This window comes from Pseudoalteromonas sp. meg-B1 (assembly GCF_003173795.1).
GTDB lineage: Bacteria > Pseudomonadota > Gammaproteobacteria > Enterobacterales > Alteromonadaceae > Pseudoalteromonas > Pseudoalteromonas undina.
In genome coordinates, this window is the sequence record NZ_QGQU01000001.1 from 1,360,809 (window position 1) to 1,378,588 (window position 17,780).

Annotated in this window: 16 protein-coding genes and 2 pseudogenes; 8 read left to right on the forward strand and 10 right to left on the reverse strand. The window is 38.0% G+C overall.

The window, feature by feature from the left end; all coding sequences use genetic code 11:
* Positions 1-75 precede the first annotated feature (75 nt).
* The 3 genes from DK924_RS06515 to DK924_RS06525 are packed head-to-tail and all read right to left on the reverse strand — an operon-like array spanning position 76 to position 2,184.
* A complete protein-coding gene (locus DK924_RS06515; protein WP_008114650.1) occupies positions 76-510 on the reverse strand; it encodes an acyl-CoA thioesterase in 435 nt (144 codons plus the stop codon).
* A gap of 5 nt (positions 511-515) precedes the next feature.
* On the reverse strand, positions 516-1,334 hold the full coding sequence (locus DK924_RS06520) for a M23 family metallopeptidase (protein ID WP_109874651.1): 819 nt from the start codon (positions 1,332-1,334) through the stop codon (positions 516-518).
* Positions 1,327-2,184 carry a 6-carboxytetrahydropterin synthase gene (locus DK924_RS06525; protein WP_054200906.1) on the reverse strand — a complete coding sequence of 286 codons (858 nt, stop codon included), beginning with the start codon at positions 2,182-2,184 and terminating at the stop codon, positions 1,327-1,329. Before DK924_RS06525 ends, DK924_RS06520 begins: the two co-directional genes overlap by 8 nt.
* A gap of 195 nt (positions 2,185-2,379) precedes the next feature.
* Between DK924_RS06525 and fabA the strand changes: the two genes are divergently transcribed.
* A complete protein-coding gene (gene fabA, locus DK924_RS06530) occupies positions 2,380-2,895 on the forward strand; it encodes a bifunctional 3-hydroxydecanoyl-ACP dehydratase/trans-2-decenoyl-ACP isomerase (RefSeq protein ID WP_010389976.1) in 516 nt (171 codons plus the stop codon).
* Positions 2,896-2,958: 63 nt separating this feature from the next.
* Here the strand turns inward: fabA and rmf are convergent, their stop codons facing one another.
* Complete coding sequence (gene rmf, locus DK924_RS06535; protein ID WP_008114656.1) at positions 2,959-3,129, reverse strand: ribosome modulation factor; 171 nt, start codon at positions 3,127-3,129, stop codon at positions 2,959-2,961.
* A 375-nt stretch (positions 3,130-3,504) separates the two neighbouring features.
* Between rmf and DK924_RS06540 the strand changes: the two genes are divergently transcribed.
* The 3 genes from DK924_RS06540 (at position 3,505) to DK924_RS06550 (ending at position 5,671) form a co-directional block, all read left to right on the forward strand.
* A complete protein-coding gene (locus DK924_RS06540) occupies positions 3,505-4,140 on the forward strand; it encodes a TetR/AcrR family transcriptional regulator (RefSeq protein WP_109874652.1) in 636 nt (211 codons plus the stop codon).
* A gap of 49 nt (positions 4,141-4,189) precedes the next feature.
* Positions 4,190-5,182 (forward strand): MDR family oxidoreductase, encoded by a 993-nt coding sequence (locus DK924_RS06545; protein WP_109874653.1) that lies wholly within the window; start codon positions 4,190-4,192, stop codon positions 5,180-5,182.
* A gap of 72 nt (positions 5,183-5,254) precedes the next feature.
* On the forward strand, positions 5,255-5,671 hold the full coding sequence (locus DK924_RS06550) for a VF530 family DNA-binding protein (protein ID WP_008114664.1): 417 nt from the start codon (positions 5,255-5,257) through the stop codon (positions 5,669-5,671).
* Between the two features lie 56 nt (positions 5,672-5,727).
* On the opposite strand, the gene DK924_RS06555 is transcribed toward DK924_RS06550, so the two are convergent.
* Complete coding sequence (locus tag DK924_RS06555; protein ID WP_109874654.1) at positions 5,728-6,159, reverse strand: DUF3859 domain-containing protein; 432 nt, start codon at positions 6,157-6,159, stop codon at positions 5,728-5,730.
* A gap of 56 nt (positions 6,160-6,215) precedes the next feature.
* A complete protein-coding gene (locus tag DK924_RS06560; RefSeq protein ID WP_109874655.1) occupies positions 6,216-8,033 on the reverse strand; it encodes a phosphotransferase in 1,818 nt (605 codons plus the stop codon).
* A 212-nt stretch (positions 8,034-8,245) separates the two neighbouring features.
* On the opposite strand from DK924_RS06560, the gene DK924_RS06565 reads away from it, so the two are divergent.
* The 3 genes from DK924_RS06565 to DK924_RS06575 all read left to right on the forward strand — a co-directional run bounded on the left by DK924_RS06565 (position 8,246) and on the right by DK924_RS06575 (position 13,672).
* Positions 8,246-10,261 (forward strand): TonB-dependent receptor, encoded by a 2,016-nt coding sequence (locus DK924_RS06565; protein ID WP_109874656.1) that lies wholly within the window; start codon positions 8,246-8,248, stop codon positions 10,259-10,261.
* Between the two features lie 162 nt (positions 10,262-10,423).
* Positions 10,424-11,941, forward strand: coding sequence for a leucyl aminopeptidase (locus tag DK924_RS06570; protein WP_109874657.1), 1,518 nt, complete (start codon positions 10,424-10,426; stop codon positions 11,939-11,941).
* A gap of 567 nt (positions 11,942-12,508) precedes the next feature.
* Positions 12,509-13,672, forward strand: coding sequence for a methyl-accepting chemotaxis protein (locus DK924_RS06575; RefSeq protein WP_375231854.1), 1,164 nt, complete (start codon positions 12,509-12,511; stop codon positions 13,670-13,672).
* A 49-nt stretch (positions 13,673-13,721) separates the two neighbouring features.
* On the opposite strand, the gene DK924_RS06580 is transcribed toward DK924_RS06575, so the two are convergent.
* The 4 genes and pseudogenes from DK924_RS06580 to DK924_RS06595 form a co-directional block, all read right to left on the reverse strand.
* Complete coding sequence (locus DK924_RS06580) at positions 13,722-14,273, reverse strand: cytochrome b (RefSeq protein WP_109874659.1); 552 nt, start codon at positions 14,271-14,273, stop codon at positions 13,722-13,724.
* Between the two features lie 441 nt (positions 14,274-14,714).
* Positions 14,715-14,783 (reverse strand): annotated as a pseudogene (locus DK924_RS06585) (Mobile element protein); the annotation flags it as partial.
* A gap of 138 nt (positions 14,784-14,921) precedes the next feature.
* Positions 14,922-15,518: a hypothetical protein gene (locus DK924_RS06590; protein ID WP_109874660.1), complete on the reverse strand. Its 597-nt coding sequence runs from the start codon at positions 15,516-15,518 to the stop codon at positions 14,922-14,924.
* A 68-nt stretch (positions 15,519-15,586) separates the two neighbouring features.
* The gene (locus tag DK924_RS06595) at positions 15,587-17,140 is read right to left on the reverse strand and encodes a TIGR04141 family sporadically distributed protein (protein WP_109874661.1); all 1,554 of its coding nucleotides are present in this window, start codon (positions 17,138-17,140) and stop codon (positions 15,587-15,589) included.
* Positions 17,141-17,424: 284 nt separating this feature from the next.
* Between DK924_RS06595 and DK924_RS18920 the strand changes: the two are divergent.
* A pseudogene (locus tag DK924_RS18920) lies at positions 17,425-17,699 on the forward strand (phage integrase N-terminal SAM-like domain-containing protein).
* The last annotated feature ends 81 nt before the right edge of the window (positions 17,700-17,780 follow it).

Here is a 17,780-nt window from a genome sequence, read left to right on the forward strand (position 1 = left end):
CATAGTATGATGTGTTCTTTATGGTTAATAATATAAGCACAAATCATGGTGCTTATATTGTTTTTACTTTAGGTGTTATAACTCAAAACCATGCAGCATTTTGTCACACACGACAGGTGTTGGCCTGTGGTTATCATCAACAGCAACAAAGGTAAAGCTGCCTGTAATAGCTGAGTGCTTGTTATCTTTGTGCATAGTTTCTAGAAATATTTCAACATCCACTTTTAAACTGGTATTCCCCACATGCGATACCTTTGATATCAATTCAGCAAATGAACCAGCAGGAATAGCTTCTTTAAAATCGACTCTATCTGATGAAATAGTTACTAATGGTTTACGGCAAAAACGGGTGGCAGCTATAAAAGCAACTTCATCCATCCATGCTAATGCGTCACCACCAAATAGCGTATTATGATGGTTAGTACGCCCAGGAAATACGGCCTTAGTTACCGAAGTGGTCGAATCTTTTATACGTTGCGCAATAATGGCTTCGCGCTCTACTTGAGTCATAATCTCTACTTTTTGTTAGCTAATGTGTCTTGCATTAATAATGCAGGGTCAAGGCGTTCACCTTGCCAATTAAATCGCCAATCTAAATGCGGCCCAGTTACACGGCCCGTAGCACCTATTTCAGCTACCTTTGTACCTTGTTCAATCTTCTGCCCTACTTTTACATCAAGCTTACTTAAATGAATATAAGTAGAAGTAACCCCATGTCCATGATCTAAAATCAAAGTACCACCAGAGTAATATAAATCTGGTTCAGCAAACACCACGGTTCCGCTGATCGGTGCATACACAGGTGAACCTGTTTTGTTTGCTATATCTAAACCAAAGTGTGGCCTGCGAGGTTCGCCATTAAAGTAACGTTGGCTACCATAAACACCTGAAATGCGCCCTTTTGCAGGCCTAAGTACTGGCTGTAAAAAGTATTCTAAATCAGAGTTAACAGCCCGTGCTTTTCGAACTGCGATCGCTTCACGGCTTATACGTTCACTTACTGCTTTTGGCGGCGATACGTATTTTTTAGCAACACCGGTAATTTTATCTATATCGTAATCGCGAAGAGTAATAACTAAATCTTGGCTGTGGCCTTTACCGGTTTTATCTACCCAGCTTAATGTATGTACAGGTTTTGCATCACGGCCAAAACCAAATACAAATAACCCATTATCAGCAAGTTTTAACGACTTACCATTGAGGCTTACCGACTTAGCGTTATCTAATTGCCCTGTTACTAGGCCGCCTTGAGTTAAATGACCTTTTAGCTCAAGCGCTATAGCACTAAAGCTAGTTGATACAATTAACGTCGAAACTAATAAGGATTTAAGCATAACTAATCGACCCCTTTCCAACACCTTCATAGGCGGTAATTTTAACGTCTTTTTCTGGGTGCTCTAATTTCACTTGGCTGGCAATGTAGTCAGCAATACATTCTACCGTGGTATCAATTGGTAAAATGTCGCAACGTGATTCACTAATAGCCATTTCAAAGTAACCTTGCGCCGCAGTATACGCAAAACAAACATCATCACTTTTAGCTGAGATATGTTTTAATTCAGAGGCGTTTATTTGATCTTCACTAGTTGCTAAGTAAATATCACGCCATTTATCAGCCCACTGTTTTTGCAAACGAGGCATAGAAATACCGCCAAGACTTATACCAATTTGTGAGCGATGACCATGAATAATACGCTGGCAATTACCATCATGCTTTTTAAGGCCATGGCTATAGTGGTAATAAAAGCTCTGATTGTGCTCAGGCTTTAACACCAACTCAATCTTTTCAATATTATCAGGAAGCTGTGGCAGTATTGTGGCAACTAAGTACTCTGTTACTGATTCAACGTTAATCTCATCAGTATCTATTAAGCAATATGCTTGATGAGGTGCACTCATTGCAAGGTGCTTGTTATCAGCAAATGTACAATCTAATGTTTTGTGATCAGCAAACTCGTTGATGCTGCCGTTTATGTTGTTAGGGACAGCTAAACGGTGATCTATGCACTCATCAATAATGCCTTTAATTTGCTTTTTAACTAAGCCAAAGTCTAAAACCATAGACTCTTCGTTTAGTTTGCCATGTAAAGTCAAATCAACAATCCAACTTTCGCCAACTGCACCGCGTTTATTGCATAAGTAAGAAAAATCAATCACAGTGAGTGAGTTAACAAAAAGGGTCATAAATTTCCTTTAAACTGATTAAAAGTCAGTCCCAATTATAATGATTTCTGTTAGTAATTGCGCGGTTTAATCATACTAAAATCAGTTGCATTTACTGATTGCTTATAATTAAACCATTTTTTAACTGCTCCGAGTTGTTTAGCGTACAAGTGTACGCTAAAGTACGGGGCAATTTCTAAGCAAAGATAAAGTGTTATGGAACCTAAAAATAGCTATACAAAAGAAGATTTGATCCTTTGTGGTCAAGGTGAAATGTTTGGTGAAGGAAATTGTCGTTTGCCAAGTGACAACATGTTAATGATGGATCGTATCATTTCAATTACCGATGACGGTGGTGAACATGGTAAAGGTCAAATAGTTGCAGAGCTAGATATCGATCCTAGCCTTTGGTTTTTCGACTGTCATTTTAAAGGCGACCCAGTAATGCCTGGTTGTTTAGGCTTAGATGCTATGTGGCAACTTGTGGGCTTTTTCTTAGGTTGGTCTGGTGGTCCTGGTCTTGGTCGTGCACTGGGTGTAGGTGAAGTTAAATTTACCGGTCAAATATTGCCAACAGCTAAAAAAGTAACCTACCGTCTAGACATGAAACGCGTTATTAAGCGTAAATTGTTTATGGGTATGGCTGATGGAACCGTAGAAGTAGATGGCCGCGTGATCTACGAAGCAAAAGATTTAAAGGTAGGCTTGTTCCAAGATACCAGCGCGTTTTAAGTTTAAAACACGCAACAAAAAGGCCTCCATTTGGAGGCCTTTTTGCTTTAATTCGTTATGAGTTTATGTTTTATACATATTGCGATTTTCTATTGCCTCGCGCCAACCACCAAGCCACTCAGACTTAGGATCAACTTGTTGATAAGGGCAGTGCTCTTTTGAGCGACCAGCTAAACCTGCTTTAAAACCTTGAGAATGAGCTCTTTCTAAACGATCTCTTTTCTGTCTCTTCATCGGTAAAATCCTCACCTTTATATTTATATTTTTGTAGCATAAAGTTCATCTACATTTAATAAATAGCCAACAAAAATGTTTAATTCAAACACAAAATACAATTAATTTGTTTGACTTTAACTAAGCTGCTGATGCAATGATAAATTAATTAAAAAATAAATTTATTGCTGACACTTAGTCAACTTTAACCTATATAACTTTATTTAAATGTTCCGACATATCGGCTCAAAAACACATAAGTGTCATATTTGTGACTGGCAACATAAGCTAAAGTTCCTCATTAATTTGTAATCGAAAAATGAACAGATTTCGTTGTTTTAAAAAGATTGCAAATAAACACTTGATTATTTAAAACCGATCGGTCTAATATAAGTTATGAATAAAATATCAGCAGTTACAAATAGGCGTGGCCGCCCACCCAAAATAGCCAGAGACAACGCAGACACTAAAGCGTTGCTCCTTCGTGTGGGATTAGAAACCCTCACTGAGTTTGGTTTTAGTGCCACAGGGCTCGACACCATATTAAAAAAAGCCAAAGTCCCTAAGGGCTCGTTTTATCATTACTTTAAAAATAAAGAAGCATTTGGCTTAGCTTTGGTTGATGCGTACGATACGTTTTTTATAGCTAAACTTAAGTTTTATTTAGAGCAACCTGAAGTACCGCCCCTAGAACGCATTGTTAACTTTACCCAAAGTGCTATAGCTGGGATGCAAAAGTATGATTACAAACGCGGTTGTTTAGTAGGCAATTTAAACCAAGAACTCAATCATTTTAGTGACGAGTTTAAAATACGCCTAATGCAGAGTTACCATGCTTGGCAAGCACAGTTAACACAGTGCTTAGACTTGGCTCAACAGCAACACACTATTAAAACTGATGTTGATACTACACAAATGAGTGAATATTTTTGGATTGGTTGGGAAGGCGCTGTAATGCGAGCTAAACTAACACAATCAAGCAAGCCACTGACTTTATACACAGAAATGTTTTTACGCACATTACTCAAATGATGCATTTTTTATTATCAATTTAAAGACGATCGGTCTAAAAGGAAATCTAATGAGCAATCCTATTAAAGCTATTGTTATAGATAAGCAAGACGACAACTACAGTGCCAATTTAAGCAGCATAAACAGTGATGATTTACCAAACGAAAATGTATTAATTGACGTACTGTACAGTACCCTAAATTACAAAGATGGCTTAGCCATTACTGGCAAAGGTCCTGTAGTTCGCAGCTTTCCTATGGTACCTGGCATTGATTTAGTGGGTACAGTTACTAACAGCGACAGTGAAGAATTTAAAGCTGGCGATGAGGTGATTTTAAATGGCTTTGGTGTTGGCGAAAAACATTGGGGTGGCCTAGCCCAAAAAGCGGCTCTTAGCAGCGATTGGTTAATTCCCCTACCCGCTAACTTATCTGCTAAACAAGCTATGCAAATTGGTACTGCCGGTTATACGGCAATGCTCAGTGTTATTGCACTAGAAAAGCAAGGCGTTACTCCCGAGTCAGGTGAAATTTTAGTGACCGGTGCCAATGGTGGCGTGGGTAGTTTTGCTATTTATTTACTAAGCCAGCTAGGTTATCAAGTAACCGCAGCAACAGGTCGCATGGAACAAGCTGACTATTTAAAATCATTAGGTGCAACTAATGTAATTGATAGGAACGAGTTTTCAAACCCAGGTAAACCACTGCAAAAAGAACGTTTTGCTGCTGCCATTGATTCTGTAGGTAGTCACACACTTGCTAATATTTGTGCCTCACTTAAATACGGTGGCGTAGTAACAGCTTGTGGGCTTGCACAAGGTATGGATTTGCCAGCGTCTGTTGCGCCATTTATTTTACGTGGTATTTCTTTAATGGGTATTGATAGCGTAATGCGCCCTAAAGCGGACCGTGTTGAAGCATGGGATCGTTTAGCATCCCTAGTTAGTAGCGATTACTTAGATAAAATTTCGACCGAAATCACACTTGATCAGGTTATTGAAAATGCTGAACAGCTCATGCAGGGCCAAATTCGTGGTCGTGTTGTGGTTAATTGTCAAAGTTAAGCATTTTAGCTATTAAACTCTCGTTATTAAATTTATAATACTAGCCGTATTTTTAATAACGAGAGAACACCTATGAGCAACCAAGAACTTTTCAGTAATAACCCACTGCAAGGCGTTAAATTAGAGCAAGTGGTTGAAGAACTGGTTGAGCAATATGGGTGGGAACTCCTGCATGCCTACTTACAACTCAACTGCTTTAAAAATAATCCTGACATTAAGTCAGCAGTTAAATTTTTACGTAAAACCGAGTGGGCACAACAAAAAGTAGATAATTTCTATTTGTACCGCCTAAAAAACTTACCACGCCCAGATGACGTACAATACGAACTGCCTCCACGAGACCGTATTATCCCTGAAGGCGATAAACCAGGTGAACCATGCGAGTTAAGCTTTTCTGATGCTAAGCGTATTCAAGAGAAAAAAGCAGCCAAGCAACGTGCCCGTACTCGTAAACAACGTTCAAATTCAAGTAACCCTTGGGGTAACTAAGCTAATTTCATAAAAGAGCTAACTTTATTGTTAGCTTTTTTTGTTTATTGAGGAAATTAATAGCCTCGGTGTTTCCAAAAGTCGTCTTCAGTTTTGGTTTTTTCATTGATTAGATTAAATGTCTTATCAGCAATGATTTTACCTGCTAAAGACAAGGTCATGCGCCACTCACCTATTTTATCTTCTATAGGCTCCCACACGGTGTCGCCTAAATAAAACGACCAATCGTTATCTTTAACATACACTGTTCCCTCAAAAGGCTGCATCACTTCGCCATCGGCATCTATAATACCGGGGTGATAAATACAATAATGTAGCTTTTCGCCTTTGGCTTTTTTGATATTTACTATTAGGCCAAATTCCACATCAATACACGCGGTTACCTTTGTGGTGAATTGCGTGATTTGTGGTAACGATTTACTGGCTTTGTCCCAGTTGGAATATATACCGTAACTTTCTAATGTAATTTGTGGTTTAGATTTTGCCATTTAACTTTCTATTTTTTCTTTCTATTGTTAAGCCACCAGCCTCAGCGAGTGACTTATTAATTAAGTAGTTGTTTTGGATTTTTAGGATAATAATTGCTGGGTTGCTGCTCGCATAAACTAAACTCGCGAGTATTTTTATACGGCAACTTCATAAAACCAGCGACCCCAACATCAGTTATATTAACCGCGTACTGCATGAGTTTATTTAGCAAACGTTTAAATTCAACTTCTTTACTAGCATCGAGTAATCGATAGTAATGGTGAATTTTCATCCTATCTGGTAGTGCTTCAAAAATAATACAACCCGTATGATGTATCTGGTTTAGCTCAAATACACATTTAATCACCTTTTTAGGCAGTTGCAGTTGTTCATCGGGATCTTTACCATCTTCAAAATATGAGTGCGGACGGGTTACCTCGCTGGCTTTTACATTAACCACTTCATAGTCAAGCTCAGGTAACTGGTTAAATTTGAACGCACCGGTACCATCGCGCTCTAGCTGAATCGTTTTACGGGCATCAAATAAACAACTCTTAAATAAGCCCTTTTGACTAATCGCTTGTGCCAGCATTACAGTATTATTTACCGCATCAGTAAATGCGGTTGCTAAAGCTTCATCGTGCATAATAAGTGATGACTCAACATACAAAGAATCATCTTTCCAATGAAAACTCAGCCCCCCTACTACAGGGTATTTCGCTAAGCGACTAATTGACGCTAAAAACGCTTTTTCGGTATCCCCAGTATCAAACAAAAATTCTTTGTAATACCTATCTAACTGGGCATCGTTTACATCGAGTAATTGCTGTTTATGGTCGGCTTGGCGTAAAAATTGTTTTCGGGAACTATATACAACGGTTTCTGGCTCAGGATCTTGGCTAAACCAAAAAGGAATGCGTGCTTTAGTGTCTTGCTTTGGTAGCTCTGGTAAAAATGCTTTTGCCATAGTTTCTATGTTACGCATAAAATAGTCGCCGGCTTTATCCCTTATACTACGCTCTTTTGAAAGCATGCCGTCAATTACATTCGCCAGCTCTTTAGGTAGCATTAAACTACTGGCTGGAATAGCCTGAGCGCCAAATCGACAAGACTGAGCCGATGCAAGTGCATATAAAGTTGATGCAACCCCCTGCTCATCAAAACGAGGGGATGACTTTTCACCAGACATTTGCGCATCACCAATAAAATACACATCACCCATTCGCGCGTTAGTTGTGCTTAAATCACCCGACATTAAATCCATAAAATTACTGGCAATAGGGTTGCCTTGTTCATCTACTTGGGCATATACCGAACTCCCCCAATCAACCAATGAAAGCTGCTTGGCTTTTTCATCCCACACCAAGTTAGAAGGTTTAATATCGCCATGCACAATAGGTTGTGGGCTTAATCCGTTTTTATGATGGCGTAAATCAAGCAATACATTTCTCAATTTTACCGCTAAGTTCATTATTTTTGCGGCAGATAACCGCCCTTGCTTTAGCGATACTTTTTCAAGGTCTTCACCTATTGCACGGGCCATCATTAAAATGCCCTGTTTTTTAATTCGCTCAAAACCATAAAATTTTGGTATTAGCGGATTATCAATTTGAGACAGCATATACGCTTCGTCTTCAAGGCGATCTCGTACACTTTGTGCCAGCGTTATTCTTGAAAATTTAAACACCCACGGCAGGCCATGTTCATCATCACCCGCAAATACAAATCCAAACGCACCAGAACCAATCATTTCAACATTTTTATAGCCAAGTAGTGTTAGCTGTTTAATACAAATGTTAAGCCATTGGCGATGCTTTTTGGCATCACGGTGCGATAACAAATAAACAGACTGTTCTTCGTTAATATAAAAGTTGCGAATTTCTTTTGCTTTCAATGCATGTACTCAAAATAATAAGGTGTAAAAACGCCCTTCGATTATTAGTTTTATATAAAGAGATTACAATAGCTTATAGCTTTGTTTTTATCTGTAGTTATAAATATGATTGATAAAAACATAAATAATAAAAAATATTGCATCCAATATCCTGTTCTGGCCGTTGCTTAATGACATCTAATTAAAGAATAATAATTTAAAGGACTTTAAGCGTGAAGAAACTAGCATTTATAACATTAGGAATTTTACCGTTTAGTTATGCACAAGCAAGCATAGAGAAATTAACCGTTTACGGACACAGAGATAGCCTAATTGGCGAGTCTATTAGTGCCTCAAGCGGTATTATTGGGCAAGGCGAGATTCAACAACGTCCTATGTTAAGAAGTGCAGAATTGTTGGAACTGATCCCAGGTATGGCAGTAACTCAACATAGTGGCTCAGGAAAAGCGAATCAATACTTTATAAGGGGCTTTAATTTAGATCACGGAACAGATTTCGCCACTAATATTGATGGTATGCCAATAAATTTACCTAGCCATGGGCACGGTCAAGGCTATACCGATTTAAATTTTATTATTCCAGAATCTATATCAAGCATTAATTATCAGAAAGGATCTTATAGCGCTACCCAAGGAGACTTTTCATCAGCTGGGAGCGCAAATTTTAATTTTATAGATACACTAACTCATCAACAAGTAAGTCTTAGTATTGGAGAAGATAACTACAAGCGAGCCACAGTACTCGCTTCAACTGATGTTACAAAAGGTAAACTAATGGCCGCAGCTGAGTGGCAAGGATACTCCGGTCCATGGGATGATATTAATGAAGCTGTTAATAAAAAAAACGCACTCCTTCGATATGTTGGCAAAGCATTTAATGGCGATTTTACCCTCAGTGCTATGGCCTATGACAACAGCTGGAATTCAGCTGACCAAATCCCTAAGCGCGCAGTTTCTCAAGGGTTAATTTCTCAGCTTGGCTCTTTAGATACGTCATTAGGTGGCAATTCTAGCCGCTATAGTTTATCGACCGTTTGGCAAGGTGAAAACCTAAAGGTAAATGCATACGCAATAAGTTATGACTTAGATTTATACTCAAATTTTAGCTATTTTTTAAATGATCCTGTTAATGGCGATCAATTTAACCAAAAAGACAGTCGTAAAGTATATGGTGGCGAATTTAATTATCAGTTTGATACCAAAATGCTAGCTATTAACATGCAACATACGGCAGGGTTAGCACTTCATCATACCAACATTGATAACGTTGGCTTATATAACACAAAAAAAAGAAAGCGATTATCTACAGTAAGACAAGACGATTTAAATCAAACTAGTTACTCAGCCCATTGGGGATCAAAGCTTTTTTTAAGTACCAATCTAGAAGCAAGCTTAGGTATTCGATACGACTACTATAACGTTGATGTTAATAGCAATATTTCAGCTAATTCGGGTAGTCAAAACGATGATTTAGTGAGTTTAAAAGCTAGTTTAAACTACCAATTTACCGATTTAGTAGCCGCCTATGCTAATTGGGGTCAGTCATTTCATTCAAATGATGCTCGTGGAGCAACAATTAATGTAGACCCTGTTACATTAGATAAATCAGAGCAAGTAGATTTACTGGTAAAAAGTGAAGGCGCTGAAATTGGTTTAAGGTTTGCTGAACCAAAAACATTTAACTTATCGGCTGCATTATGGTGGTTAAACCTCGACTCAGAACTTCTATTTGTTGGCGATGCAGGTAATACAGAGCCTAGTGATGCCTCTGAGCGCTATGGTATAGAAATGAGCGCCTATTATTGGGTTAATAATAGTTTTAGTCTTGATGCTGAAGCATCATTTACCCACTCTCGTTTAAGCATAAATAATGTCAAAAACTATATAGAAGGTGCAGTACCCGTTGTCGCAAGCGCTGGCTTAAATTGGCATTTAACAGAACAATGGCAGTCATCGTTACGTATTCGCCATATAGGTAAACGCACATTAACAAGCGACGGAGAAAAACGCTCGGAGCCATTAACCGTAGTTAATAGCTCTATAAGTTATCAGCAAACTCATTGGCAAGTAGAGTTTGAGTTACTGAATTTATTTAACAGCAGAGACCATGATATTGATTATTATTATTCATCGCGCTTACCTAATGAGCCCATTGATGGCGTTAAAGATAATCACTTTCACCCTATAGAGCCAAGAACTGCCCGATTAAGTTTTAGCTTATTATTTTAAATTCCGCCTCTGACAATAAAAACGAATGAAAATGATTTATAGAGCGAAAATAACAGAAAAAAGTAACTATATCGTTGTTATTTGCTGTTTCACCGTATCCTACTTAACTACAGTAGGCTAAATAAGGTAAAACACCCCTTTAAATTATTCTTAGGTTAAAAAATGAAACGTATTATAAAAGCCTCTTCAATCGCGCTTGCACTGGGTATGTGTATTAATGCACAAGCAGCAGACTTTAATTTTTCTACAAAAGTAGACAGCGACGCAAATACGCTGGTTGTATTTTATAGCCAAGATGGCAGCAACAGCCAATTTAAAACACTTGATAAACAATTCGATGGCCAATTACAACGTGTTATCGATATAGAAAACTTTACTGGCGATTACGCAAAAGTCGCGCAACTTGTCGCGCCAAGTAAAAGTAACTACAGCCGTATTTTAGTTGTAGGTACAGGTAAAGCTGACGAATTAAATAAAGCAAAAGCGGCTAAGTTAGGTGGTAATATTCATGCTCGCCTAGTTAAAGCTAAAGCAGGCACAGCCAGCGTTATTTTTGATGATGTAACGGGTGCAAACGATAACGCTGCACTTGCTGCTAATTTTGCCCATGGTGCAAACCTACGCGATCACCGTTTTGAAAACTACAAAAAAGAACCAAGCACTGAAACAGTTAGCTATACGTTTGATGTTGATAACACCAAGCAAACTCGCAAGCTTTACAGCCAATTAGAGAGTATTCAAGCAGGTGTATTTTTAGCACGCGATTTAACATCAGAAGTGGCTACAGAAATGACACCGGTCGATTTTGCCAATGCAGCAAAAGAATTAGCGTCGTTAGGGGTTACTATCAAAGTGTTAGAGCCTAAAGAACTAAAAGAGCTAGGCATGGGCGCATTAGAAGCTGTAGGTAGAGGTAGCCAGCAAGGTGCACGTTTAGTAGTTGCTCATTATAAAGGTTCTGACGCTGCCCCTATTGCCCTTGTTGGTAAAGGCATTACGTTCGACTCAGGTGGTTACAGCATTAAAACCGGTGCGTCTATTGCACGTATGAAGTCAGACATGGCCGGTGCTGCTGCAGTGCTTGGTACTGTAAAAGCAATGGCGTTAGCTAAAGCAGATAAAAACGTAGTAGCTGTTATGGGCATGGCAGCTAATATGGTATCGCAATTTGCTGTAGCTCCTGGCGATGTTGTTCGCACCGCTGAAGGCTTAAGTGTAGAAATTTTAAATACCGATGCTGAAGGTCGTTTAGTACTAAGTGATGCAATGTGGTATGCACGTGAGCACTACAAACCAGAGATCATGATTGATGTTGCAACCTTAACGGGTTCTAAAATTCGTGCTGTTGGTAATGAATACGCAGCGGTATTCTCTGATGATGACACGCTAGTATCGCAACTTACCCTTGCAGGTAAACAAGTAAACGAAAACCTATGGCGCTTACCATTAGGTTATAAAGATATGTTGAAGTCTGACATTGCTGATATAACAAATGTAGGTTCAGGTGGCCCTGGTGCAACCACAGCCGCTACTTTTTTAGAGCATTTTGCTGGCGATACCCGTTGGGTGCATATCGATATTGCAGGTAATGCCTTAGTGAAAAAAGGTAAAGATGAGCTTTCACCAGGGGGAACGGGGTTTGGTGTTCGCTTATTAAGCGAATGGTTATTAGCTAACTAATTGTTTATTAATACTAATAAAAGCGCCAAAGTAGGTTTACTACTTTGGCGCTTTTTGTACGAAAACAGTTTTATAGAGCTCAATACATCACTATTAATAAATCCTTAAAAGTGTGTTTATTATTTGATTTTGTTTGATTTATAATCAAAGATAGAAGGAACAATTAGTAACGAGGTCAAAGGAATGAAAATAACCTACCTGCTCTACAGCATTTTTTATTTAAGCATTTGTTTTCTTTTCTATTTTGAACAGCTCTCCACCATTGCTGCAGCAATTATAGTGCTGTTATCTGCAATTTTTTATATAAAACCAGCAAAATCTGAATCAGCAAATAACAATTCGTCACTAGGTGCCGTGCAGTCGTTCAATAACAAAATTGCACAAAACATTACCAAAGCCACCTCAAAAAATGCCATAGGCGCAGCTGAAGTGTCATTTTATGTTGATAGCTTATCTAAAGAAATAGACGCTTGTTATAACGAGAGTGAAACTGTCGGGCGTGCCACACACGAGCTTTCACAAAATAGTACTGAACTCAGTGACAGCATGACCACTATTAATCAAGCAATGGTACAAACAGCGCAAGCCTCAAGCTCTGCCGATAGCCGCTTACAAACGGCCACCAGCCAAATTGATTCGTTATCAGGCTCTATAGATAAAGTCGCCCAGCAATTAGATTTTTTATTAAAAAGTGCCAGTGATATACAAAGCATTACCCAAGTTATTCAAAACATTGCAGAGCAAACCAATCTACTTGCTTTAAATGCAGCCATAGAAGCCGCACGTGCAGGTGAGCAAGGTCGTGGTTTTGCGGTTGTTGCCGACGAAGTGCGTAACCTTGCAAATAAAACCAATGAAGCAACCAAACAAATTGCTGACATGCTCACAGACATTAACGCTAACAGTATAAAAACCAATGAAGATATGAAGCAGGTTTCACAGCAAAGTATTTCTGTAAAATCAGAGCTTGAAAACGTGACTCAATCCTTTTTAACAATTAACCAAGATATTGGTGCCTCATCTACCGCGCTTGATAGTATGCATCAGTCTGTTTCTGCATTTCAGCATGCAACCACACAAATAAATAGCTCAGTCACTAGCATCAGTAGTTTATTGGGCGAAGTTACTAAAAAAGGCAGTACAATTTCTCAGCAAGCGTCTTCTTTATCGCTGGGATCAGAATCAATATTTAGAGAGCTTGAAAACATAGAGTATGACGCATTCTTTAAACCAATCCTGATATCGGCTAAACACGCCAGTAAAGCAATTGGCGAATGTTTTGAGGGTTGGATCCAAAGCGGAAAAATAACCCAGCAACAACTTTTTTCGCAAAACTATAAACCCATCGAAAATACCAACCCAACTAAGTACACAACCGATTACGATAAACTTACAGATCAATCACTGCCGGCTATACAAGAACCAATACTGGAAAATAAAGACATAATTTTTGCAGGAGCCGTTGATACAAAGGGCTACTTTCCTACTCATAACAAACGCTATAGCCAAGCCCTAACCGGTAACTTTGAAAAAGATTTAGTAAACAACCGTACTAAACGTATTTTTAATGACCCGACAGGAATTCGCTGTGGTAGCCACACCGAAAGCTTTTTATTACAAACCTATAAACGTGATACCGGTGAAATACTGCATGACCTTTCGGTGCCAATTTATGTAAACGGTAAACATTGGGGCGGGTTTAGAATAGGGTTTAAGAGTACAACTCATTAATTAATATAAAAAGGGAGACACATGGTCTCCCTTTTTATAGATGATGTGTTTATTTTTTAGAAAACAGCATACGTTTAAAGGTATTATCAGCCAAAATGTAATGATGAAATAATGCAGCCGCCGCATGTAAGCCTATTACGTAATAACCAACTTCGCCTGCGGTTTCATGTATCTCTTTAATACTTTTAGCAAGTTCAAAGTTTTGAGCGGCCAAAGCAGGCAACTCTAAACCAAAAAATGGGATAGGTTTACCTGCTAAACTCAAAATTAGCCAACCAGCTATAGGCATAGCAAACATAAACACATACAGCGCAATATGAACAAATGTAGCTAACTTATTTTGCCATTTTGCAGGCTCAGGTTGTATAGCAGGTGCTGCACCACCCACTAAACGCGCAACTAACCTCACAATAACTAAAGCTAGCACCGATAAACCCAACATAAAGTGCCACATTTTAAAGGCATCACGGGTTTCGGTGCCTTTATCAAATAATTCGCGAAGTTCAATACTACCGTACACAGTCACAATTAAAATAAACATCAACCAATGCAAAGCAACAGAAAGTGTATTGTAATGAGTATCTATATTTTTAAAATTCATAATACCTCCTAATAAACGCATTAAAGTTAAAAGCTCACTTATGCGTATGAGTACATGTTTAAAGGTTAACCTTTACTCACTCACTGCTTAATGATCTAAAACATAAAATGAGTTACTAAGTCAGTTCAATGGTTTAATGATTCTGGAATTTAAGTATTAGTTACAATAACTGAGCAAGCTTAAAATAAACTTAAATAGTAGGCATAAAAAAACGGCAACCTTAAGTTACCGTTTTAAAAATCAACGTGTGTTTAAAAGTAATAAACCGCTAAAATTAAATGAATTTCTAGATCGTCAATCTTTGTATGCTAACCAATGCTTGTAAAGTTCGCTCTTTGATGTCTGAAGTCAAGATTTTACCCCTTTGGTTTTTTGCTAACCAATGCTTAGACAGCTCGCTCTTTTGATGTATGAAGTCAAGATTTTACCCCTTTGGATTCCGCAACGTGATATACACTCGTAGTACTTTGTATCAACCAAACTTACTTGTCGCTTTCTTGCGATTGCCATAACTGACCCAGCTTGTTTTCACACTGGTGAAAGCCTAGTACTTAGTTCGCCAAACTGTAAAAATTAAAGTGGGTGTCTAGTTTGTTTAGCGACGAAGGAGCAAAAACCAACTGTTTTTTGTCCTTGCTTAACAGCTTGTTAGGTTTCGTGAGCCAGCACAAGCATGTCGGGGCTATTAATAAATTCCCAAGCTAATTGTCTCAGAAGGCATGGCCACATTTCGCTAAAATTAGTTTGAATTTCATTTCCCACTTTAATAGTAATACCAGCTTTACCTTGTTGTAATTTTTGATATTTTTGAGGTAACTTATCTACATGAGCTCCGCCATCTTTATTGGCGGCTATTAATACGAAGTCTTTTCTAGAAAAAGCACCCACCTCGGGCATTGCGAAAACTATTTCATTCCACCATTTATCAATATTAACTTCATTATCATAAGCTATCCTATGCATATTAGGAGTTACACGATTCTTGTTTCCTGTGGTCATAATACCTGTTAAAGAAAAACCAAAGCTTTTGACACCATCAATGGAAGAGGAAGCTGTAGATCTGATTTTTGAAACCTCTTTTTTCTCCATTAATGTAAATAAAGAAGTGGAGTTTTTTGTATCATGTATTAGAACTCTTAAACATGTAGCGATCCGAACTGCCTCATTTGTTTTGCCAAGGTCAAACAGCGCGGATGAATTCTCAATAAATTCGTATTGCTTTTTAAAATGATGTATCAATGACATAAGAAACCTAACGTCCGCGTAATAGGCGCGAGCTTGTGAACGTCCTAATTGACGCGCTTGTTAGGCAATTAAGCAATGTTGATTTTAGCAAGTTCAACTTTAAAGCCCATATTAATTAGCCTTCTTGCGTGATGCCGAAGATTTACTTTTGAAAAAAATGGCAAATGAAGATCTCCGGTATTCTTTTGCATGATAGCAAGGACAATTCTGTATCTCCGAGGACTGTCTTCACTATTAAAATTTACGCTCAAATACGTTTCCTCTAGGTGCTTATTAACTTGATCTTGCACGCTAGGGTCATTCATAAGAAAGTCGGTTGCGACAGATGCTTGTGAAAATAGGTGGCTTAAAACAGATGAAGATCCATATTTTTTTACGTGAATAAATGCATCACACTGGGAAAGCAAATCACAAAACTCAAGCCTATTACCAGTACCTTTAGGGTGAATCCACTGCTGATCAAGAAGCGCAAAATTTTCGCCATCGGCTATTTCCCGCAAATACTCACCTTCGTTCATTCCATTATAAGGGGGGAAATCAATTAGAGACCTGCCTAGGGAATTGAAGAAATTGTTTACAGAGTCCGAAAATTCACTATCAATCCTGTACCATTTCCCATCATTTAAGATATATGTTTCACCATCTAGCATTAGCTCACAATTCATGCAGTGAAAGACGGGCCAGCCGCCATTATTTTTTTCTTCTGCATTAAATTTTAATATCTCTCTCCTTTTTAATGCATCAATTGTTATAGGTTTCTTAGGCTTTGATTCGGCGATATAAGTAGATAGATCTAGCTCACTATGAAAACAAGGAGATTGATTGTTCTTTATTTTGTAGACAAACCCAGAGAAATCATTGTAATCAATAACTTCTGGCGGAGAAATCCATACATCGTCATATTTCTCCTCATTGAGGAGTCTAACCATTTCTTCGTTTAACTGTTTCAGTAGTGATGGATCAGAGACAAACTGTATAAAATCCACCCAAGGATATTTTTCTTGATACTTATCATCTCCATAAGCCGCAAGCAGCCGTTTTGCTAAGTCTGGAAATGTATCCAATTCGATTTCAGTATTAATTGAAACAGAGTCGCAACCTGACACAATCTCTGAACTGTCACTATCATTGTTTTCAACCACAGCGCAGATCGACTTCAGTATTTCTTGGTCAAATTCAAAATCAAAGTCGTTTACATTTGTATTCTTTGATGTTTGCGAGCGCGTATTTAATGAAACCTTTTCCAAGGTCGATTTGTCGATAGACTTTATTTGCTCGGAATCTCCAAGATTGAGAGTTACCCTCATTCCAAAACCACGCTCCACCATAAACGACTTTAACATTGACCTTCCGTGCCCAAAGGTGAACGCAAATAGCCTATTTTCAATATTTACAACTAAAAGTCCTCTAACACTTTCAGACCTGAAAATATTCGGATCAATGCCATTTATATCATTAAATAGCTTTGACCATTTTGGTTCTGAGCGAGATTTTTTAATATAAAGACCACAGGGAATTCCATTAATTTCTATAGGATTTCTCTTAGATAACTTGTCTTTATCCAAGGCGTCCTCTTCCGTTACGCCTTCCTTAATCAAGTAGCAAACCACATTCAGTTTCATTCGAAGTGACTCCGTGTCGACTGCCTAACAATTTTGTCTACGACACTTGTCGTTTTATAAACCGACAAATGTCCATATATTTCAATGCATTTATCTTAACCATCAAATAAACACCTGTAAACAATTAGTTAACTACGTCTAATTTTTTACAAATAAAAAAACACCAAAATGGTGGAGATCAGTAATATTGGACAAAACGATAAACACTGTCCATATATACAGTTACTTTTTTACTAAAGATTCATATCATGAAATCACCTTTTTTAACTATGATAGCCGAACAAATGTATCTAAAGCGTTATGCAAAAAGTACCATTAAAGCGTATTTATACTGGATAGCTTCATTTATTCGTTTTAACTCTATGAGGCACCCAACAACGATGGGAGATAATGAGATCGAACTTTTTTAAATCACTTAGTCAACCATCAAAATGTTGCACCTAACACTCAAACACAAGCATTAAATGCGTTGAGCTTTTTATTTAAAGAAGTGATTAACAAACCACTTTCATTATCATTAGTTTTATTAAGAGCAAACGAGCAACTAAACTACCGATAGTTTTAACGCAACAAGAAATAAATAATTTTTTTAAAGCGTGCTCTGCGAAGCATTATTTACCCTGTGGATTACTTTATGGCA

What these genes read in the sequence shown, in the direction of transcription:
- DK924_RS06515 (WP_008114650.1), bottom strand. Translation starts at nt 510, where the DNA reads ATGACTCAAGTAGAGCGCGAAGCCATTATTGCGCAACGTATAAAAGAT.
- DK924_RS06520 (WP_109874651.1), bottom strand. Translation starts at nt 1,334, where the DNA reads ATGCTTAAATCCTTATTAGTTTCGACGTTAATTGTATCAACTAGCTTT.
- DK924_RS06525 (WP_054200906.1), bottom strand. Translation starts at nt 2,184, where the DNA reads ATGACCCTTTTTGTTAACTCACTCACTGTGATTGATTTTTCTTACTTA.
- fabA (WP_010389976.1), top strand. Translation starts at nt 2,380, where the DNA reads ATGGAACCTAAAAATAGCTATACAAAAGAAGATTTGATCCTTTGTGGT.
- rmf (WP_008114656.1), bottom strand. Translation starts at nt 3,129, where the DNA reads ATGAAGAGACAGAAAAGAGATCGTTTAGAAAGAGCTCATTCTCAAGGT.
- DK924_RS06540 (WP_109874652.1), top strand. Translation starts at nt 3,505, where the DNA reads ATGAATAAAATATCAGCAGTTACAAATAGGCGTGGCCGCCCACCCAAA.
- DK924_RS06545 (WP_109874653.1), top strand. Translation starts at nt 4,190, where the DNA reads ATGAGCAATCCTATTAAAGCTATTGTTATAGATAAGCAAGACGACAAC.
- DK924_RS06550 (WP_008114664.1), top strand. Translation starts at nt 5,255, where the DNA reads ATGAGCAACCAAGAACTTTTCAGTAATAACCCACTGCAAGGCGTTAAA.
- DK924_RS06555 (WP_109874654.1), bottom strand. Translation starts at nt 6,159, where the DNA reads ATGGCAAAATCTAAACCACAAATTACATTAGAAAGTTACGGTATATAT.
- DK924_RS06570 (WP_109874657.1), top strand. Translation starts at nt 10,424, where the DNA reads ATGAAACGTATTATAAAAGCCTCTTCAATCGCGCTTGCACTGGGTATG.
- DK924_RS06575 (WP_375231854.1), top strand. Translation starts at nt 12,509, where the DNA reads ATGGTACAAACAGCGCAAGCCTCAAGCTCTGCCGATAGCCGCTTACAA.
- DK924_RS06580 (WP_109874659.1), bottom strand. Translation starts at nt 14,273, where the DNA reads ATGAATTTTAAAAATATAGATACTCATTACAATACACTTTCTGTTGCT.
- DK924_RS06590 (WP_109874660.1), bottom strand. Translation starts at nt 15,518, where the DNA reads ATGTCATTGATACATCATTTTAAAAAGCAATACGAATTTATTGAGAAT.
- DK924_RS06595 (WP_109874661.1), bottom strand. Translation starts at nt 17,140, where the DNA reads ATGAAACTGAATGTGGTTTGCTACTTGATTAAGGAAGGCGTAACGGAA.